Origin of the sequence: Synechococcus sp. MW101C3, from assembly GCF_002252635.1 — a bacterium.
GTDB lineage: Bacteria > Cyanobacteriota > Cyanobacteriia > PCC-6307 > Cyanobiaceae > MW101C3.
Window position 1 is genome coordinate 154,659 of the sequence record NZ_NQKX01000001.1, and the last position, 17,055, is coordinate 171,713.

The window sequence follows — 17,055 nt, forward strand, 5'->3', positions numbered from 1 at the left end:
TCAAGTGAGAGAGGCGAAGGGGACGCTCAGGCCGGGGTGATTTCGTCGTCGAAGAACCAGCCGGTGCTGCCGTTGCTCAGCTCCACCACCACGCCGATGCCGCTGCCATCCGTCATCTTGAACTCTTTGACCACGCCCGAGGCATCGCTCTGCAGCAGGCCCACCATCTCGGCAGGGATGCGGTCACGCACCCGATGAATCCGCACTTTCGAGCCGATCGTGATGGCGTTCTGCGACATGAAGCCGGGCCAAAAAAGCCCTGAAACATTACCAGCGCCCTCGCGGCACGCGGCGGACTGAAACTGGAGCCATCACCCCCCGCTCCCTGACGGCCCTGCGCCGCCGCCCGCCATGGTTGCCAAACGCATCATTCCCTGCCTCGACGTGGCCGATGGCCGGGTGGTGAAGGGGGTGAACTTCGTGGGCCTGCGGGATGCCGGCGACCCGGTGGAGCTCGCCTGCCGTTACGACGCCGCCGGCGCCGACGAGCTGGTCTTCCTCGACATCGCCGCCAGCCATCAGGGGCGCACCACCCTGGTGGATCTGGTGCGCCACACCGCCGAGGCGGTGACCATTCCCTTCACCGTCGGCGGCGGCATCGGCTCCGTGGAGGGCATCACCGAACTGCTGCGTGCCGGCGCCGACAAGGTGAGCCTCAACTCTTCGGCCGTGCGCACGCCCGAGCTGGTGACCGCGGGCGCCCGCCGCTTCGGCTCCCAGTGCATCGTGGTGGCGATCGACGCGCGCCGCCGCCAGCTGCCGGAGGGGGCCACGCCCGCCTGGGATGTGTACGTGAAGGGGGGACGCGAGAACACCGGGCTCGACGCCGTGGCCTGGGCCCGCCAGGTGGTGGCGCTGGGCGCCGGCGAGATCCTGCTCACTTCTATGGACGGTGACGGCACCCAGGCGGGCTACGACCTGGCACTCACCCGTGCGGTGGTGGAGGCGGTGGAGGTGCCGGTGATCGCCTCCGGTGGTGCCGGCTGCATCGACCACATCGCCGCGGCGCTGAGCGAGGGCAAGGCGGCGGCAGCCCTGCTGGCCTCCCTCCTGCACGACGGCGTGCTCACGGTGGAGGCGATCAAGGCCGATCTGCTTGGCCGGGGGCTCGTGCTGCGCCCGCCCGCTCCGCCGCTGGACGGACTGATGGAGGGTGAGCCGGAGCCGGAAGCGGAAACCGGGCTCGGGGCGCTGTAAAGGGTCGTTACATTAAGGAGATTCCTCTTCGCTTGCCGGTCACCCGTTTGCGTTTCGCCGTGCCGGTCGTTCTGTCTCCCTTCACCACCGTGATCTGCCTGGTGATGGTGCTGGCCGTGGTCGGCCTCGTGGCCTGGGCGCTTCAGCTGATGGAGGCGGCCAACGCACGCCGAGAATTTTCGTTGATGCTCGCCGGCTGCATGGTGTGCTCCGCTGCCGTTGGTCTGGCCACGGTGATGGTGATCACCCTCACCAGCCCTGAGCGCTTCCCCGCTGCCGGAGTGGCGCGCAGCGAGGCCGACGCCGGCATCAGCCTCAACGCCGTGGCCCTGCCCTTCGACGACTCCCTGGACTGCCTGGTGGATGCCCGCTTCTGCGCCCCCCTGCCATCCTCCTGAGCAGCCAACACAGCGCGGTTCGCTTTGAAGCCCGGTGATCCCCAGGCGGTGCGTGAGCTCTTTGACAGCATCGCCCCCCGCTACGACCAGCTCAACGACCTGCTCAGCCTTGGCCTGCATCGCGTCTGGAAGCGTCAGGCCGTGCGCTGGCTGGAGCCGGCTCCGGGCCAGCAGCTGATCGATCTCTGCTGCGGCACCGGCGACCTTGCCCTGCTGCTGGCCGCAAAGCTGCGGCCCGGAGGCCGCGTGCTCGGCCTCGATGCGGCCGCCACGCCTCTGGCGATCGCCCAGCGGCGCAGCGCCCGCCAGCCTTGGTTGCCCGTGTGCTGGCAGCAGGGCGATGCCCTCGCCACTGGCCTGGCCAGCGGCCGCTTCGACGGGGCGGTGATGGCCTACGGCCTGCGCAACCTCAACGCCCCAGGGCCGGGCCTGCAGGAGCTGCGGCGGCTGCTGCGGCCCGGTGGCCGCGCTGCCGTGCTGGATTTCAACCGCCCCGATCCCGCCACCCCGGCCGGTGCCGCCGCCGCCAGCTTCCAGCAGCTCTACCTCCGCCGCCTGGTGGTTCCTGCGGCCCGCCGCTTCGGCCTGCCCGAGCAGTACGCCTATCTGGAGGCCAGCCTGGAGCAGTTCCCCAGGGCGGCGGATCAGGAGGCAATGGCCCGCCGCGCCGGCTTCACGCAGGTGCGCCACCGGCCGCTGATGGGCGGCCTGATGGGCCTGCTGCAGCTGGTGGCGTGAGGCAGCGCACGGCTGCCTTCTGACAGGATCGGTGGCCGGTGCTCTGCCCGCGCCTCTTCACGCTTCGCCCCGCACCCCAGAACCCGGCCATGCTTTTTCAGGACATCATCTCCACCCTGAACCAGTTCTGGGCGGCGCAGGGATGTCTGCTGCTTCAGCCCTATGACACCGAGAAGGGCGCCGGCACGATGAGCCCCCACACGGTGCTGCGGGCGATCGGGCCGGAGCCCTGGGCCGTGGCCTACCCCGAGCCCTGCCGCCGCCCCACCGACGGCCGCTACGGCGACAACCCCAACCGGGCCCAGCACTACTTCCAGTACCAGGTGCTGATCAAGCCGTCACCGGACGGCATCCAGGAAACCTATCTGGCTTCGCTCGAAGCGCTCGGCATCCGCGCCGCTGACCACGACATCCGCTTCGTGGAGGACAACTGGGAATCGCCCACCCTCGGCGCCTGGGGCGTGGGCTGGGAGGTGTGGCTCGACGGCATGGAGGTGACCCAGTTCACCTACTTCCAGCAGTGCGGCGGCCTCGATTGCCGGCCGGTGTCGATCGAGATCACCTACGGCCTTGAGCGGCTCGCCATGTATCTCCAGGATGTGGAGAGCATCTGGGAGCTGCGCTGGAACGAGCAGCGCTCCTACGGCGAGATCTGGCTGCCGTTCGAGAAGGGCCAGTGCGCTTACAACTTCGAGGCCTCCAACCCCGAGCGGCTGCAGCAGCTGTTCGCGCTCTACGAGGCTGAAGCCACGGATCTGGTGGCCCGCAAACTGCCGGCCCCAGCCCTCGACTTCGTGCTCAAGTGCAGCCACACCTTCAACCTGCTGGAGGCCCGCGGCGTGATCTCGGTCACGGAACGCACTGCCACGATCGGCCGCATCCGCCACCTGGCTCGCCAGGTGGCCCAGGCCTGGCTGGAGGAACGGGAGGCTCTGGGCTTTCCCTTGCTGGCCGGATCGGCCGCGCCGCCCCTGCCGGCGGCGGCTGGCACCGCCTCGCGCTGAGCCTTGAAGCGCACGTTGCTGGTGGTGGTGCTGCTGGCCGGCAGCTTCCAGGCTGGCCGGCTCACCGAACGGGCGATCTGGCCCTGCCGGCTGCGGCCGGTGGCCGCCCTGGTGGCGCCCCTGCTGGGCCAGACGATGCCGAGTGAGCAGGTCTGCGATCTGATCCAGCGGCTGCCCAGCTTCTGAAGACCCGCCGCAACCAGGCAAAAGCGGGGAACCCTGAGCGCACACAGGCGATCAGGAGTGGCCGGCATGCCCTTCGTGGTGGTGAGCGTGGCCCTGGCGGCACTGGCGCTCGGCTTCTGGTCGCACGGCTGGCTGGGCGCGATCCCTCTGGCCGCGGTGGCCTGGTGGTGGCTGGCGCGGCAGGGCGCCGCGCTGCACACCCGGCTGCTGGTGCTGGCGCTGCTGCCCCTGCTGATGCTCTGGGTGCAGCTGCGTCTGCCCCAGCCAGGCCCGGCCGATCCGGTGCGGCTGCTGGGGACTGAGCTGTCACGTCCGGCCGAACTGAGCGGACGCCTGCTGGCCGACCCCCGCGCCAGGGGAGAGGGGGGCGGCTGCAGCGTCATGCTGGCCAGCGCCGGCGGGAACACCGAGCTGCGTCTGCCCTCCTGCCTGCCCTTGCAGGAAGGCTGGCGGGTGAGCGTCCGTGGGGTGCTCAGCCGCCCCGCCCCACCGGCCCACCCCCTGCTGGGCAGTGGCGCTGAGCGCCTTGCCCGGCAGGGAGTGTGGAGCCGGCTCACGGTGGCGGCCAGCCCCGATGCGGTGCGGGTGCTCGCCCGTCCGGCCACCCCGGCCGCGGATCTGCGTCGGCGCATGGCCGCCGCGCTGTTGAAGCAGGACGGCCCGGAACGGGGTGGGGTGCAGGCCGCCCTGGTGCTGGGCAGCGCCGTGGTGCCCTTGCCGGCCGCGGTGCGGGAGTCGTTCCGCGTGGCGGGGCTTTCGCATGCGCTGGCAGCCTCCGGCTTTCACCTCACGGTGCTGCTGGGCGCGGTGATGGCCGTGGGCCGGCGGCTGCCGCGCCTGCCCCGTTGCCTGCTGGCGGCCGGCGCCATGCTGCTGTTCCTGCTGCTGGCCGGCCCCCAGCCCTCGGTGGTGCGGGCGGTGTTGATGGGGGCCGTGGCCTTTGCCGTGCTGGAGAGCGGCCAGCGCAGCCGCCCACTGGGTGTCCTGCTGGCCTCGGTGCTGCTGATGCTGCTGGCCCAGCCCGGCTGGTTGCTCGATATCGGCTTCCAGCTGTCGGTGGCCGCCTGCGCCGGCCTGATGCTCACGGCCCGGGATCTGGAGCAGGCGCTGGCTCATCGCCTGCCGGGCTGGGCCGCTGCAGGGGTGGCAGTACCGCTGGCCGCCTCGCTCTGGACCCTGCCGCTGCAGCTGCTGCATTTCGGCACGGTGCCGCTCTGGGCCGTGCCCGCCAACCTGGCGGTGGCGCCGCTGCTCACCCCGCTCACGCTCGGGTCGATGGCGGCGGCCGTGGTGGCCGTCACGGTGCCGCCGCTGCTGCCGCTGTTCGCCTGGCCCCTCGGGCAGCTCACGGCCCTGCTGCTCTGGCTGGCCCAGGCCTTCGCCGCCCTGCCGATGGCGCAGTGGCAGGTGGGACGCTCCCAGCCGCTGCTGGTCGCCCTGTTCACGCTGGGGCTGCTGCCCTGGTTGGTGCCAGCACTGGGGCGGCGCCTGCGGGGCTGGGCCCGCCCGCTGGGCCTGGGCGCCATGGTGCTCACCATGGGCGTGCATCTGGCGGCACTGGCGGGGGATCAGCTGCTGGTGGTGCACCAATGGGGCGGCGATCTGCTGATCGCGCGCCATCAGGGCCGGGCCGCCCTGCTCAGCAGCCGCGCCGATGGGATGAGCTGCGCCAGCGCCGCCCGGCTGGCGGTGGGCCTGGGGGTGCAGCGCTTCGACTGGATCCAGCTGCTGGATCCGGTGGCCACAGCGGATCGGGAGTGCTGGCGGGGGCTGAGTGCCCTGGTGCTGGATGCCGGGGATGGCAGTACCTCGCTGCAACCCGGGCAGCGGCTGGAGATCCGCGGCTTGCGTCTGGCGCCGCTCACCGCCAGCAGCGCCGCCCATGTGCTCACGGTGGGCCGCCACCCCTGGTTGCTGCTGCCCGACCGCCAATCGGTGTGGGCCTGGCAGCAGCAGCTGGCGGAGGGCCATCCAGCGCTGCCGCGCCATCTGGCCGGTCTGTGGCTCGGTTTTGCGCCACAGCACGCTGAACGACAGGCCCTGGAGGTGGTGGGGACAGCCAGGCGCTGGGTGAGCGGTGCCTGGGCGTCCCCACCGGCGGGCTGGAGGGCCAGCGGTTCCAGTGGTTTCCTCGCTGGGGCTGCCGGCTGACCGCTTCGTAAGCTGGGTCGATGCAGATCGCGGCTCCCACCGGAGTGGCAGCTCTGCATTCCCTGGATCCCTGCCTCTTCCGGCGCCTTCGTTGGCATGGGGAGGGCCATCGGTTCCCTGGAACCACCTGGAGAGGTGGCTGAGTGGTCGAAAGCGAACGACTCGAAATCGTTTGAAGGGAAACCTTCCGTGGGTTCGAATCCCACCCTCTCCGTTCTATCCCTCGGCTCAGGGTTGCCATTCCTCCCCGGCGGCATCAAGCGGGGTCAATGCGTAGCGCGCGGGGCTAATGATTCTCACTTGTGCATGGCACGATGGCGTTGTCTCGCCTCATGGTCGAATCCTGATCTTCCCTGCTGCTGCATGGTGATGAGGCACCCAGAACGTGCACCTCTGCCTGAACGTCCTCGTACCTGAAAGCCTGCAGGCTTGCGTGCCGCATTTAGCTTTTTCTCATTCAGGAGAACCACGGCTTCTGGCTTGCTTTGGGACGGTTCTCGGGCACAATTGAACCCATCACCCAGCGGAGCGCTTGTTCCTCTCTGTGCCTCGAAGCCTGAGCAGAGCGCACACCGTTCTGGGCAATGTCCTGGGCAGCATCAGCAAGGGCTGGTCGGGATTGTCCGTTGAGGATTCGCGCACGATCACTACCGATGCCTTCGGGCTTGTTGCCACCGGCGCCTGTGTGTTGGTGGTGTCCACCATCCTTTTCATGGATGGCCAGGCACAGCAGGCGCAACGCAGTTGGCATGCGGAAAGCAATCTGTTGCAGTTGCGCGTGCAATGGCACAAGCTCATGGCCAAGGAATGGGGCCGAAACGATCAGATCAACGCCGCTGTTGCTGGTGGTCCGGCGGATGCCCTGAAGGAAAGGCTGGCCGGTTCAGAGATTCTCCAAGGCGGCCAGAACATGCTGATCGCCGATGCGGATGGCCGGATCCTGTTCGATTCGTTGTCAGGCCCCAGGGGAGAGGCCATGGGTCCGGCGGCCCGTCAGGAGTTGCACCGGTGCGTTGCCCAGAAGCTCAGCAGGGTGATCGCGCTCCGTCGCTTTGAGCCTGCCACCGCCTATGGCTGGATCTGTCTGGATGCTCACGTGTTTGCGATCGGAGCTGTTGCGGGTGTGCTCGATCAAGGCGCGCAGAACTCGCCAAAGGGCTGGTTCTTCCACTTCGGACAGGTGATGGTCAACGATGACGACCCGAACCTTCGCGGCGCCTTCGGCAAGATCCGCGACAACCTTTCCGTCGCGGTCGACGCGGTGCCACTGCTGGGCTCCGGGGTTGAGGGGCTGCGTATCTCCTCTGCCCCAGTGTTTGCGATCAGCGATCTTGAGCCGTCCTCCGCGCCGTGGCGCCTCCAACAGACCGTCCCCTGGAGGCAGTTGCTGGTGGGCTATGGGCTGGATGTGCTCGTCCCCTGGTTCACCCTCTGCCTCGGGCTCGGTGTGGTGGGTCTGTTGCGTCTGAGATCCCTGCGCAGCAGCTCCCACCGCAAGCGGCGGGGGCTGCTCACAGCCCCGCGTGCCTTCCGTGTCGCGCGGCCGAAGGGCCTGCCGCACACCCTGCAGCCCAGCTCGGATCTTGCCGATGCCCTGCCCCTGCTGCCCGCGCTGGTGAAAGCCCACCCCCTGCCCCTGCTGGTGGTGCTCTCCCCTCTGATTCGCGCCTTCGACGGCTCTGTGCCCAGCGGTCTGGAGGCTCTGAACCGCACCCTGGTGCTGCTGGAAGAAGGGTTTAGCGTCGCATTTCCGGCAGCGCTGCTGTGCAGGAGCCAGGAGCTCGCCCTGGTGGCGGTGGTGCCGCTGCCGGAAGCGCTGGACCGCCACCTGGCAGCCACCCGGGAGGAGCTGGTGGCGCAGGTGCAGGCCATCATCGATCGGGCGACCGACAACGTCCACGCGGTCATCCGGGCGGATGTGAATTCCAACCTGACGTGGCTGAAGCCTGATCGCATCGCAGAACAGATTCTGGATCTCATTTCCATGAATCGGCAGATGAAGCATCACTTTCCGCCAGCTTTCCTGGATGCCGATGCTGCTGAGCAGCCCGCTTTACTGCGATACCAGAGCAGCCAGGATTTTAAAGTTGTGCAGTTGGCAGAGAGTTTCATTGACCATCATTACAGGTTGGAGAATGTGATTCTTTTTGATGGCCATCAGCAGCGCATTGCCTATCGCGAAATGCTTTTCTCGCCCTCCAGGAATCAGCACCCCGATGTGCCGCTCCAGGATTTGATTCGTTCGCTGGAGCGAACGTCAGCCATTCATCTGATCGATCGCTCCATGTTGCGCAAGGCCCTCTCCTTCAGCGCTGAAGCTGTCAAGGATGTGCCCCTGACGGGGGAGTGCCAGTTGCCGGTTGAGTCTCGGCAGCGTGGTGAGGTGGGGCTGGTGCGTATGCCAGGGCCGGAGGCTCAGTCTTTGCCGCTGATCGCCACCAACCTTTCTGCGCTCACTATCCAATCGGAGCTGCACCGCAACGGAATCCTCGACATCCTTGAGGCCGCCCCTGCCCCAGTCCGTCAGACCATCGTGATGGAAATCACGGAAACGGCGTTGTTGGGTGAGGAGTCTGTGTGGCTGGATTTCTTCTGCCGCCTCCGCCGCTTGGGGGTGCGGGTGGCGATCGACGACTTCGGTTGTGGCTATGCCGCCCTCTCCTATCTGTTCCGCTACCCGGCCGACTTCATCAAGGTGGACCTGCACTATGCCCGGCTCACCTGCGACCGGCGCGTGAATGCCATGGTGGAGTTTCTGCTGAGTTTTGAGGTGGGCTATCCCACCCGCGTGATCATGGAAGGAATCGAAACGCAGAGCCAGCTCAGCCACTGGCGGCAGAAAGGTGTCACCCATTTTCAGGGCTACCTGTTCGCTTCACCACCACAGAGTTGACATGCGCTGGTTTGTGAAGCTGGAAGAGGGCACGGTGGATCGCCGCCATTTCGACCAGCACCTTCAGGCGCATCTCGCCTGGGTGCGGGAACTGAAGGTCCGTGGCCACTGTCCCAGCACCGGCTATTGGCAGGAGTGCAAAGGCCAACCTGGGGCAGGAGGCATGTTGCTGTTCCAGGCGGGTAGCTGGGAGGAAGCGGAAGCCATCGTGCGAAGCGATCCACTCATTCAGGCCGGCAGCGTGAGCTGGATCCTGCACGAGTGGCATGTGGTGGCTGGAGCTCTGGGGACCGCCGGGGATCCCGGATTCAGCTGACCGCTGCCGGAACCAGGCCAGGCTCTGTAGCCATAGGGGCTCAGAATCGGGCCAAGGCGGAGATCTTCACGAGCTTTTCTTTCTCGATGCCTTCAAGTTCACCCACATGGAGAAGCCCATCTTTCACGAGGGTGGCAAACATGAAGATAAGGGAGGAATCTCTGAGGTCAAACTTGCCATCCATCTCGTGACGTTTAGCACTCAGAAAATCATGCAAGCTCCACACGTCGTTGGGACTGGCTGCCTGCTCCACGCGATTCTGGAGAGTGGCGATCAACGCAGCCACTTCGCGTTGATAGGCCAACTCCACTGCTTTCTGGGCTGCTTCTCTTTCCTCGGGCGTCCAGCCGGAGTGGCTCACTTCCACCTTTCTTCAGAATTGACTTTGTGTTATTGAGACCCTAACACATCAAAAATCCGACTGAGAGGCGCTCGGCGGAGGCTACTTTGCTCGTAGGTGCTAGGTAAAATTACTCACCCTGTAGCCGTGGGTGACCGTTGTGCGACCAGTGTCTGCGATGCAGGCGAGGCAGCTCGTACCAGGCAGCCTCTGGATGTTGATGATGCTCCCAGTGAAAGCCGAAGTGATAACAACTCACCAGGGAGATCAATGCAGGCAGCGGCAGGCTTTCCACCCTGTGAGTGACACCATCACCCGCCTGGCCGTGGCGGTGAGGAAGATAGGTGCCGAACACAAACAACTGCACAGAACTGAGCACCAATGGCACGACCCAGAACACAACGATGTTGAGTTGAATTGCTGGAGCTGCTGATGGCATCACTGCTGCAGTACAGATCCAGGCAGCCGCCAGGCTGACAATCTGGGGCATTGAAAGGTATCCCCGCATGAAGTGCAGGTACCAACTGACAGGATGGGAACGGATACCGTCGTGGAAGTCGGGATCGCCTGGGCTCCCGGGAGCCTGGTGATGCTGGCGGTGCTTCCTGAGGCAGTCGCCGTAGGGAAGGCAGGCGTAGAGCGTCAGCGCCAAACGGCCCAGGCGGTGGTTCAAGCGTGGGCGCGCCGGTATCAGGCTGCCGTGCATGGCGTCGTGGGCGACGATGAACAGCCCGGTCTGCAGAAAGGTGCGCACCAGAATCTCGGTGCCCACCCCAGCCGCCGCGATCCAGGTGTGCGGCAGGCGCCAGTGGGCCAGCTCCTGGGCTGGAGTGTGGCGGCCCGTGGCCAGCAGGGCAGTGAGATCTACCTGCAGCAGCAGCAAGAGGCTGGCCAGCCAGGCGACCACGATCAGTGCCGCTAGGGCGAGCCCCACCCACGACCGCTGCTCGGCGCCCATGGACGGCGGGACCGAAACCGAGGCATCGGTTCCCATGACGATCGGCCGAAACAAGCGCACTTGAGGATCCTCGCTGGTTGTTGTGAGGCCAGCGCGCCGTTGCGATGAGGCTTGATGGTGTGATGTGACAAGCCGTTGGCCTGTCCGTCGGTGCGGCTGCCGCTTTGGAGCAGCAGCTGCTCTCAGGTGCTTCCGGATGGAAGCTGCAGCGTGGTCAACACGGCACGTGCGTTTGTACCACCACCCCTCTGCTTGGAGGCAGTTCCATGGCGGCGGTGATGGCCACCTTGGAAAGGCACCGGCCTAAAAGCTTCAGCCCCCGTGGTGTAGCCAGGGGCATTTCAGAGAGCGCAGGCTTGGCAGCGTGGACCGAGGCTGTTTCTGGCCTGATCAAGGAGCGGTGCACCGATGAACAGCCTCCGGGCAGGGCCCAGGAGGCTGTTCGGTGGTATCAGGCGGAGTGCTCCGCGACGGGCTCAGCGGATGAAATTGAGCAGCTCTTTGGGGGAGGCCAGCAGATCAATCGCCACGAAGAAGATTTTCCCCTGAGGATCGATCAGGAAGCGCCAGGCCACGTTCATCCCCACGCCGGCGCCGAACCAGGGGGTCTGCACCCGACCCGTCACCTTGATCTGGGTGTAACCATCGGCAGCGGGCTCAGTGACGCCTTGCTCAGGCAGCAGCTTGAGGTTCTGGCAATCTTCCTTGAAGAAGCGCAGCACAGCTGCCTTGCCCACGATGGGCCTTTGGAAGGGGGGCTGAAGAGCACCGTCGGGAAGGAACAGCTCAATCAACGCGTCGAAATCGTTGGCATTGAGCAGGTTCATGTAGGAGAGCACAGTGGTGTTGCTCACTCCCTTGATGCTCACTTCGCTGCGCTGGGCGGGCTCGGTGGGGGGCACCACCGGCTCGGCGATCCGCTCGGCATCTTCGATCTTGTTCGGGTCGAAGCCCATGTCGACCACGGCGTTGCGCAGCACGGTGATCTGCTGACCGCCTTCCAGACCCTTGATGGCATTGAGGATGGCGGCGGCGTTCGCCGACAGCTGATACCCCTGGGGAATCGGGGCCACGGTGCCCTGCTCCATCCATTCGCCGAGGCGATACCAGAAGCCAAGCTTGATGTTCGGCGACCAGATCGAATAGGTGCGGGAGATCGGAGTATCCACGCGGTTGGCCAGATCGCACATCACCTGCGACTGATCCTGGAAGCTGAGTTGACGGATCTGGTTGAGGGTGGGCTCGGCGAACTGCATCCGAGCGGCACCGGGAGCCGCAATGGTGATTGTTTTTCCCATTTCCAGATAGGCGTACCAGATCAGAGCGAGCTGATCTTCAGCGCTCAGCTGGTTGAATCGCGCAATCGTGGCTGGCACGACATCCGCTGAAAGCGTTGTTGGAAAAATGCCGCGAGCGTCTTCAAGCGTGATGGCCATGGGAATCCTTCGCTGCAGGGATTGTGACTATCGTAACAGTCTTCCTCGCTCTCCCTTTTTCCTCCCAAACAGCTGCGGCGCAAGGGGTGTGAGCCGACGCCGCGCCTGAGGCCTGCTCCGTGCTGGCGACGCCTGTGGCCCCGCGCGCGACACGCCGCTTCGCACCCCCAGGCTCCACCGCTGGGCAGATCTGCGCTCGCGTTTGTGGGCTGGGCTCGTCCAGAGTTGGAGCAATCCGTGGTTCGGCGATGCTTCCCAACCCCTTCTGCCCGCTCAGGGGTGCTGCCGTGCTGAGCCTCAAGGCCACGGTGCTGCTGTTGCTCACCCTGTTGATCAAGGCGCGCATCCAGATCCGTTTCTTTTCTGCCCTCGGCGTGCTGTTGCTGCTTCTGCAGACGCTCGCCTTTCTGGCCGCTGGCGGGCTGCTCAGCCTGGCGGGGCTGGGCGTGATGGCCACGGGCCGGCGGCGCTGAGCCGGGCACGACCGGCGGGGACCTGCGCCAGGCCAGGAGCTTTTGGAAACGGAGAGGGTGGGATTCGAACCCACGGAGGCTTTCGCCTCGCTGGTTTTCAAGACCAGAGCCATCAACCACTCGACCACCTCTCCAGGTGCCCCGCAGGGGTGGTCAGATTTTCTCATGCCCGCCCTGCCCCCGCCCCGCCGGCCGGTTGAGCCCACCACCTGCCTTGCACCACTCAACGGCCTGGCCAGGGCAGTGGCCGCAGCTGGGCGGGCAGATAGAGCGGATGCATGGGGCAGCCCTGGCGGCTGAGCCGGAGGCAGTGCAACGCCGGCAGCAGGCTTCGGACAGCCTGATCACGACTGGCAAAGCGGCCCTTCACGCCCCAGGCCGCCACCACCAGAGCGGCGCCTTCGGCTTGCTGCTGCAGCCAGCGGTCGTTGGCAGGACCCACCGGATCGGTGGCCGTCAGCATGCTGCGGGGATCGGTGGCGCGAAAGGCGAACAGGTTGCCAATCCTTAGCCCCCCATAGCCCCAGCTGCGGGCGAAGGCCACACAGCGCCGCACCGTGGGATCGTCGCTGTGAGCATCGGCGCTGCTGGGGTTGAGGCCCACGATCAGCACCACCGGCGCGGCCGACCAGCGGCGCCCGAGCGCATACCGGTAGCTCCGGCACGGACTGAACACGACCCAGCGCTGCATCACCGCCGGCCGCCCTTCAGAGGCTGGCCTTGCGGCCGATCACCGCAAAAAAGGGATCTCCCTTGCCGCCCAGCCAGCCCAGCGGCCCCTGGGCAGGGGTGTCTTCGGCGATCACCGCTTCCACAGCCCAGCCCTGGGCGGCCAGCACCCGGGCCACGATCTCCAGGTGGTCCCGGTCGCTGCCGTCGGTCCACACCTGGGGGGCCTTCTGGAAGAACATCCGGTTCGAGAAGGCCACGATCACCTGCCCGGCCGGACGCACCACCCGCAGCAACTCGGCGGCGATCGCTTCCGGCTGCTGCAGATATTGCCAACCGGCCACGATCAGCACCGCATCCACGCTGGCCTCGGCCAGGGGCAGCATCTGGTCGCGGTTGAGGTTCTGCACCCAGTGACGATCCAGCCGGGGATTCGCTTCCAGCTCCCGGGCATTGAGGCCATGGCCGATCACCTCGTCGTAGGTGAGGCCTTCGGGCAGGTGGCTCACCCAGCTGCTCATCAGATCCAGCACCACCGCGCAAGGGGGAATCCGCTCGCGGTAGAGCGCCGTGAGCCTGCTGCGGAAGCTGGCATCGAGATGCTGAACGAAACGGGGCTCCGCATAGAACAAGGCGTCGTCGGAGCCATCGAGCTTCGCCCGCTGGGCTGCGCTCAACACCTGCTGAACCATTGCGATGTCCGCCTGCTGTGAATGGCTGGCGCAGCCTGGCAGCGGCGCCTTCCTGCCGCGAGCGGCCACGCCATCCTGGCGGCGGTGTGTTGCTCACAATCCGGTGACTTCCAGTTCTCAAGCGGGCCCGATCGAGAGTTCGCTGGTGCTGGCGGCTGACGATCCCAAGCAGCTCGCCGGCTTCTATGGGCTGTTGCTCGACAGCACACCCCAGCCGGGGCTGAGCGCGCGGCACTGGCGCCTGCCGCTGCCCTCCGGCGGCCGGCTGGAGATCTACGCCCCGTCGTCACGGCGGCCCAGGCCGCGACAGCATGGCCGGCTGGGGATCTGCGCGACACGGGCGGCCGGAGCACAGCCAGCCCTGCAGGTGCTGCACGACTGGCGGCTGCAGCTGCTGGCCCGGGGGGCCGCTGAACTGGAGCCGGTGCGGCTGGAGCCGTTCGGAGCGGAAGCCTGGATGGCCGATCCAGAGGGCAACCCGTTTCTGCTGCTGGTGCAAGGAGGTACAAGCTGAGTTCGATCTTCAGCCTCTGAAGCAACAGAGAATCCGCACGTCCGTTCCTGCAACGTGCCCTGATTGGTCACGGCGCTGTTGTACCAAATGCGCTTCCCAAGCGCGTGCGCCATCACTCAGCAGCGCCATCCCCGCTTGAGCAGCGCCTTCCCTTGGTTGTTGCAACCTGCAGCGCTTTCGCTGCAGGCGTGTGTTGCCGCTCGGTGCGTGGGCCGTTTGCTGAGCGATGGCTACGGTTGCCATGGATCTTCCTGGCTGTAGGCCCCATGATTGAAACCATCGATGATCTGCCGGAAGGCACACTTGGTTTTCAGTTCAGAGGAAAGATCACGGCCGATGATTACAATCTTGTGCTCACTCCGGCGTTGGATCGAGCACTGGAGGAGCACGACCGCATCAAGGCGCTGGTCTGCCTCGTAGACGATTTTCAAGGCTTCAGCCTGGGGGCCGCCTGGGAAGACACCAAAGAGGGATTGCGGCACTGGGACGGCTTTGAGCGGCTGGCTGTGGTCACCGATGTGGCCTGGATGCGGCACGGCCTGCCGGCCATCGCCGTGGCCCTGCCCTACCCCGTGCGGGTGTTCGGCAATGCCGAGCCTGAGGAGGCGCGCCGCTGGCTCAGCGAGGCCCTCGGCCTCATTCAGGTGTCCCGTGACGCCGATGTGGTGACGGTGCGGTTGATCGGCTCGCTGGATGCCGGTGCCTACGCCCACGCTGAGGAGGAGATCGCGGCGGCTTTCGCCGGCCTCGACGGCGTGCGGCTGCTGCTCGAGTTGAGCGCCTTTGACGGCTGGGCTGGGCTGGCGGCGCTGAGCCGCCACCTGGGACTGATCCGCGACCATCACCGGGCGATCCGGCGTGTGGCCCTGGTGGGCAACAAGGTGTGGCAGAAGCTGGCCGAAAAGGCCACCTCCCGCTTCATCACCGCCGAAACCCGCTTCTTCGCTTCCACGGATGCCGCCTTGGCGGAGGTGTGGATCCGGCAGTGACCGGCGCAAGCATGAACAGATGTACAGAGCGATGGACGGTTTCGGCCCACCGTTCCATGATTCATTTGTTGGGATTCGGAGGCACCATTTGGCAGATACTCCCCCTGAACATCAATCAGGAGTGCGCTGACGTTTCGGACCCTGCTCCAACAGTCTCGCAGGACATTGTGGCTTTATGGTTGCTCTTTGCAGCCACCCAATGCATCGTTTCAGGTGCCCATGGGTATGGATGAAGCCATTCCGTTGATCACCATGGCCCCAGGTGCCAGCGGCAGCAACTCCGTCCCACAACTTCATCTTTTGCGAATCGATTGATTCGCCCTTGGTTCATCTCACTCACCCGTGTTGAGATCACGCCTGTCCTTGACCCTGGCCTGATCGTCACACCCCAGAGGAGCGAAGCCCGGTGGCCTTGCCATCGGGCTTTCTCATGGCTGTGCACCACCCCAGGCCAGTGCCACTTCAGGCTTCCTCGCCGTTGCCCCTGCAGCCGTCCGCTGTGTGCTGCCGCCGCAGGGACCGCAGCACGGGCTCCAGCCTCAGGCGGTTGTAGCGCTGCAGCCACAGGCAGGGCAGGTTGAACAGGGTGGCGAAGCCGAGGCTGATCCACGCACCCAGCGGCGGCAACCACAGGGCCGTGAGCAGCCAGAAGGGCCAGAGCGCCAGGTGCACCAGCTCGGCGCGCCGGGTTTCCGCCACCAGCCGTTGCAGGGTGGCGGCATCCCGCCGTACCAGGGTGTTTTTGCGCACTCCACCCGGCAAGGCGTCGCCGGCATCGGGCAGCAGGGATTTCCAGCGCCGGATTCCCAGCCGGCGCTCGTAGCCCTGGGTCGTTTCCGGCCAGGGTCGCCGAGCGGTGAGCCAGGTGTCCCGCTCAAGGGCCGCCAGCGGCAGCCGCTGAGCGAGCCAGCCGATCAGCAGCGACCACAGCAACCAGCCCAACGCACAGGCGAGTGCCGCTAGCGCGTTGGAAAACGCCTGCCTTTCCATTCGATCGTGCCGCGCTCAAGATTCAGAATGGCCAGAAGGAACACCGCCAGGAAGAACAGCACCGGCAGCGGAAAGATCAGGCAGATCCAGCCGAAATCACCCACCCGCCGGGTGATCACCAGCAGCTGCAGGGCGAACGCCAGGTAGAGCACCAGGTTGGGTGCCAGGGAGGCATCCCCCACCATCGGCCAGCCCAGCAAGGCCGCCGGCAGGCACCAGGCCGCCCAGAACAGACCGGACAGCCACAGCAACACCGCCAGCATCCACAGCCAGCGCACCTCACCGGCGGCGGTGGCGAAGTTCTTGGCGAAGCCCACCACCATGTCGTGGAGGCCGCCGGGGTACATGCGGTATTCGATCAGCCCATCGCCGATGTAGGCGCTCACCGGCAGCCCGGCCTTTTCGTAGAGATGGCCCATGAACCAGTCTTCGACCACCTTGCCTGCCACCGCCTCATGGCCGCCGACCCGGTCGTAGTCGGCCCGGCTGGTGGCCATCGCCGGACCGAACGCCACCCCGCACCCCGGCCCCATCGGCACCGCCATCAACCCCACCAGGTTGAACAGCATCGACAGCTGTTCGTAGGGCTTTTCGGTGCGGTGGAACGGTTGCACCGACACCAGCCCGCCCAGAGCCTGACGGGTGGCCAGGAGCCGCTCCAGGAACTCGGGCCGCGGCTCGGTGTCGGCGTCGAGGAACACCAGGATCTCGCCCGTGCTGGCGCGCACGCCATGGTGCAGGGCCCAGGTCTTGCCGCACCAGCCCTCGGCCAGCGGCGGCGGTTGCATCACCTTCACACCGGCGGACCGGGCGATGGCTGCCGTGCGATCGCTGGAGTGATCGTCGACCACAATCACCTCCAACCCCTTGAGGCTCTGAGCCTGCAGGGCTGGCAGCAGGTTGGGCAGGGTTCGCTCCTCGTCCCGGGCGGGGATCAGCACGGAAATCGTCTGCTCGCCCTGCAGCCGGCGCTCGGGAAGCCGCGTGAGCCGCTGGCAGAGGGCCCAGCCCAGCAACCAGCGCACCACAAGAGAAATCGCCACCAGGTCCAACGGTCGGCTCCGGCGGTATCTCTCCAAGCTAGGTAGGCCGCCCCATGGTGAGAACAGCG

Annotated in this window: 19 protein-coding genes and 2 tRNA genes; 12 read left to right on the top strand and 9 right to left on the bottom strand. The window is 66.3% G+C overall.

The window, feature by feature from the left end; genetic code table 11:
• Window positions 1–26 precede the first annotated feature (26 nt).
• Window positions 27–239, bottom strand: coding sequence for a DUF2862 domain-containing protein (locus CJZ80_RS00725; protein ID WP_094510184.1), 213 nt, complete (start codon window positions 237–239; stop codon window positions 27–29).
• A gap of 112 nt (window positions 240–351) precedes the next feature.
• On the opposite strand from CJZ80_RS00725, the gene hisF reads away from it, so the two are divergent.
• The 9 genes from hisF (at window position 352) to CJZ80_RS00770 (ending at window position 8,883) form a co-directional block, all read left to right on the top strand.
• Window positions 352–1,197: an imidazole glycerol phosphate synthase subunit HisF gene (gene hisF, locus CJZ80_RS00730; protein ID WP_094510185.1), complete on the top strand. Its 846-nt coding sequence runs from the start codon at window positions 352–354 to the stop codon at window positions 1,195–1,197.
• 32 nt (window positions 1,198–1,229) lie between these two features.
• Window positions 1,230–1,595: a hypothetical protein gene (locus tag CJZ80_RS00735; RefSeq protein ID WP_233132681.1), complete on the top strand. Its 366-nt coding sequence runs from the start codon at window positions 1,230–1,232 to the stop codon at window positions 1,593–1,595.
• 24 nt (window positions 1,596–1,619) lie between these two features.
• Window positions 1,620–2,333 carry a bifunctional demethylmenaquinone methyltransferase/2-methoxy-6-polyprenyl-1,4-benzoquinol methylase UbiE gene (gene ubiE / locus CJZ80_RS00740; RefSeq protein WP_094510186.1) on the top strand — a complete coding sequence of 238 codons (714 nt, stop codon included), beginning with the start codon at window positions 1,620–1,622 and terminating at the stop codon, window positions 2,331–2,333.
• 89 nt (window positions 2,334–2,422) lie between these two features.
• Entirely contained in the window at window positions 2,423–3,337 is a 915-nt protein-coding gene (glyQ, locus tag CJZ80_RS00745) for a glycine--tRNA ligase subunit alpha (protein WP_094510417.1), read from the top strand.
• 3 nt (window positions 3,338–3,340) lie between these two features.
• Window positions 3,341–3,523: a hypothetical protein gene (locus CJZ80_RS00750; protein ID WP_094510187.1), complete on the top strand. Its 183-nt coding sequence runs from the start codon at window positions 3,341–3,343 to the stop codon at window positions 3,521–3,523.
• Window positions 3,524–3,589: 66 nt separating this feature from the next.
• Window positions 3,590–5,674 (top strand): ComEC/Rec2 family competence protein, encoded by a 2,085-nt coding sequence (locus tag CJZ80_RS00755; RefSeq protein ID WP_094510418.1) that lies wholly within the window; start codon window positions 3,590–3,592, stop codon window positions 5,672–5,674.
• A gap of 129 nt (window positions 5,675–5,803) precedes the next feature.
• A tRNA-Ser gene (locus CJZ80_RS00760) sits at window positions 5,804–5,888 on the top strand.
• 405 nt (window positions 5,889–6,293) lie between these two features.
• Window positions 6,294–8,567, top strand: a complete 2,274-nt coding sequence (locus CJZ80_RS00765; protein ID WP_094510188.1) for an EAL domain-containing protein — start codon at window positions 6,294–6,296, stop codon at window positions 8,565–8,567.
• A gap of 1 nt (window position 8,568) precedes the next feature.
• Window positions 8,569–8,883 carry a YciI family protein gene (locus CJZ80_RS00770; protein WP_094510189.1) on the top strand — a complete coding sequence of 105 codons (315 nt, stop codon included), beginning with the start codon at window positions 8,569–8,571 and terminating at the stop codon, window positions 8,881–8,883.
• 40 nt (window positions 8,884–8,923) lie between these two features.
• On the opposite strand, the gene CJZ80_RS00775 is transcribed toward CJZ80_RS00770, so the two are convergent.
• The 3 genes from CJZ80_RS00775 to CJZ80_RS00785 all read right to left on the bottom strand — a co-directional run bounded on the left by CJZ80_RS00775 (window position 8,924) and on the right by CJZ80_RS00785 (window position 11,617).
• Window positions 8,924–9,244 carry a hypothetical protein gene (locus CJZ80_RS00775; protein ID WP_198948188.1) on the bottom strand — a complete coding sequence of 107 codons (321 nt, stop codon included), beginning with the start codon at window positions 9,242–9,244 and terminating at the stop codon, window positions 8,924–8,926.
• Between the two features lie 109 nt (window positions 9,245–9,353).
• Window positions 9,354–10,217, bottom strand: coding sequence for a fatty acid desaturase (locus CJZ80_RS00780; protein WP_233132682.1), 864 nt, complete (start codon window positions 10,215–10,217; stop codon window positions 9,354–9,356).
• Between the two features lie 440 nt (window positions 10,218–10,657).
• Window positions 10,658–11,617 carry an orange carotenoid-binding protein gene (locus tag CJZ80_RS00785; RefSeq protein WP_094510192.1) on the bottom strand — a complete coding sequence of 320 codons (960 nt, stop codon included), beginning with the start codon at window positions 11,615–11,617 and terminating at the stop codon, window positions 10,658–10,660.
• A gap of 248 nt (window positions 11,618–11,865) precedes the next feature.
• Here CJZ80_RS00785 and CJZ80_RS00790 point away from each other — a divergent pair, with 248 nt between their 5' ends.
• The gene (locus tag CJZ80_RS00790) at window positions 11,866–12,090 is read left to right on the top strand and encodes a hypothetical protein (protein ID WP_094510193.1); all 225 of its coding nucleotides are present in this window, start codon (window positions 11,866–11,868) and stop codon (window positions 12,088–12,090) included.
• Between the two features lie 49 nt (window positions 12,091–12,139).
• Here the strand turns inward: CJZ80_RS00790 and CJZ80_RS00795 are convergent.
• The 3 genes from CJZ80_RS00795 to CJZ80_RS00805 all read right to left on the bottom strand — a co-directional run bounded on the left by CJZ80_RS00795 (window position 12,140) and on the right by CJZ80_RS00805 (window position 13,451).
• Window positions 12,140–12,224 (bottom strand) — tRNA-Ser (locus CJZ80_RS00795).
• A gap of 89 nt (window positions 12,225–12,313) precedes the next feature.
• Window positions 12,314–12,781: a DUF1643 domain-containing protein gene (locus CJZ80_RS00800; protein WP_094510194.1), complete on the bottom strand. Its 468-nt coding sequence runs from the start codon at window positions 12,779–12,781 to the stop codon at window positions 12,314–12,316.
• A 16-nt stretch (window positions 12,782–12,797) separates the two neighbouring features.
• Entirely contained in the window at window positions 12,798–13,451 is a 654-nt protein-coding gene (locus tag CJZ80_RS00805) for a class I SAM-dependent methyltransferase (RefSeq protein ID WP_094510195.1), read from the bottom strand.
• Between the two features lie 103 nt (window positions 13,452–13,554).
• Between CJZ80_RS00805 and CJZ80_RS00810 the strand changes: the two genes are divergently transcribed.
• Both CJZ80_RS00810 and CJZ80_RS00815 read left to right on the top strand, forming a co-directional pair.
• On the top strand, window positions 13,555–13,965 hold the full coding sequence (locus CJZ80_RS00810) for a VOC family protein (RefSeq protein ID WP_233132683.1): 411 nt from the start codon (window positions 13,555–13,557) through the stop codon (window positions 13,963–13,965).
• A 266-nt stretch (window positions 13,966–14,231) separates the two neighbouring features.
• Window positions 14,232–14,954 carry an STAS/SEC14 domain-containing protein gene (locus CJZ80_RS00815; protein WP_233132684.1) on the top strand — a complete coding sequence of 241 codons (723 nt, stop codon included), beginning with the start codon at window positions 14,232–14,234 and terminating at the stop codon, window positions 14,952–14,954.
• 462 nt (window positions 14,955–15,416) lie between these two features.
• On the opposite strand, the gene CJZ80_RS00820 is transcribed toward CJZ80_RS00815, so the two are convergent.
• Both CJZ80_RS00820 and CJZ80_RS00825 read right to left on the bottom strand, forming a co-directional pair.
• Window positions 15,417–15,944, bottom strand: coding sequence for a hypothetical protein (locus CJZ80_RS00820; protein ID WP_094510196.1), 528 nt, complete (start codon window positions 15,942–15,944; stop codon window positions 15,417–15,419).
• Window positions 15,914–16,987, bottom strand: a complete 1,074-nt coding sequence (locus CJZ80_RS00825; RefSeq protein WP_233132685.1) for a glycosyltransferase family 2 protein — start codon at window positions 16,985–16,987, stop codon at window positions 15,914–15,916. The genes CJZ80_RS00820 and CJZ80_RS00825 overlap by 31 nt, the downstream gene beginning before the upstream one ends.
• Window positions 16,988–17,055: the final 68 nt, after the last annotated feature.

What these genes read in the sequence shown, in the direction of transcription:
- CJZ80_RS00725 (WP_094510184.1), bottom strand. Translation starts at nt 239, where the DNA reads ATGTCGCAGAACGCCATCACGATCGGCTCGAAAGTGCGGATTCATCGG.
- hisF (WP_094510185.1), top strand. Translation starts at nt 352, where the DNA reads ATGGTTGCCAAACGCATCATTCCCTGCCTCGACGTGGCCGATGGCCGG.
- glyQ (WP_094510417.1), top strand. Translation starts at nt 2,423, where the DNA reads ATGCTTTTTCAGGACATCATCTCCACCCTGAACCAGTTCTGGGCGGCG.
- CJZ80_RS00755 (WP_094510418.1), top strand. Translation starts at nt 3,590, where the DNA reads ATGCCCTTCGTGGTGGTGAGCGTGGCCCTGGCGGCACTGGCGCTCGGC.
- CJZ80_RS00770 (WP_094510189.1), top strand. Translation starts at nt 8,569, where the DNA reads ATGCGCTGGTTTGTGAAGCTGGAAGAGGGCACGGTGGATCGCCGCCAT.
- CJZ80_RS00780 (WP_233132682.1), bottom strand. Translation starts at nt 10,217, where the DNA reads ATGGGAACCGATGCCTCGGTTTCGGTCCCGCCGTCCATGGGCGCCGAG.
- CJZ80_RS00785 (WP_094510192.1), bottom strand. Translation starts at nt 11,617, where the DNA reads ATGGCCATCACGCTTGAAGACGCTCGCGGCATTTTTCCAACAACGCTT.
- CJZ80_RS00790 (WP_094510193.1), top strand. Translation starts at nt 11,866, where the DNA reads ATGCTTCCCAACCCCTTCTGCCCGCTCAGGGGTGCTGCCGTGCTGAGC.
- CJZ80_RS00800 (WP_094510194.1), bottom strand. Translation starts at nt 12,781, where the DNA reads ATGCAGCGCTGGGTCGTGTTCAGTCCGTGCCGGAGCTACCGGTATGCG.
- CJZ80_RS00805 (WP_094510195.1), bottom strand. Translation starts at nt 13,451, where the DNA reads ATGGTTCAGCAGGTGTTGAGCGCAGCCCAGCGGGCGAAGCTCGATGGC.
- CJZ80_RS00815 (WP_233132684.1), top strand. Translation starts at nt 14,232, where the DNA reads ATGATTGAAACCATCGATGATCTGCCGGAAGGCACACTTGGTTTTCAG.
- CJZ80_RS00820 (WP_094510196.1), bottom strand. Translation starts at nt 15,944, where the DNA reads ATGGAAAGGCAGGCGTTTTCCAACGCGCTAGCGGCACTCGCCTGTGCG.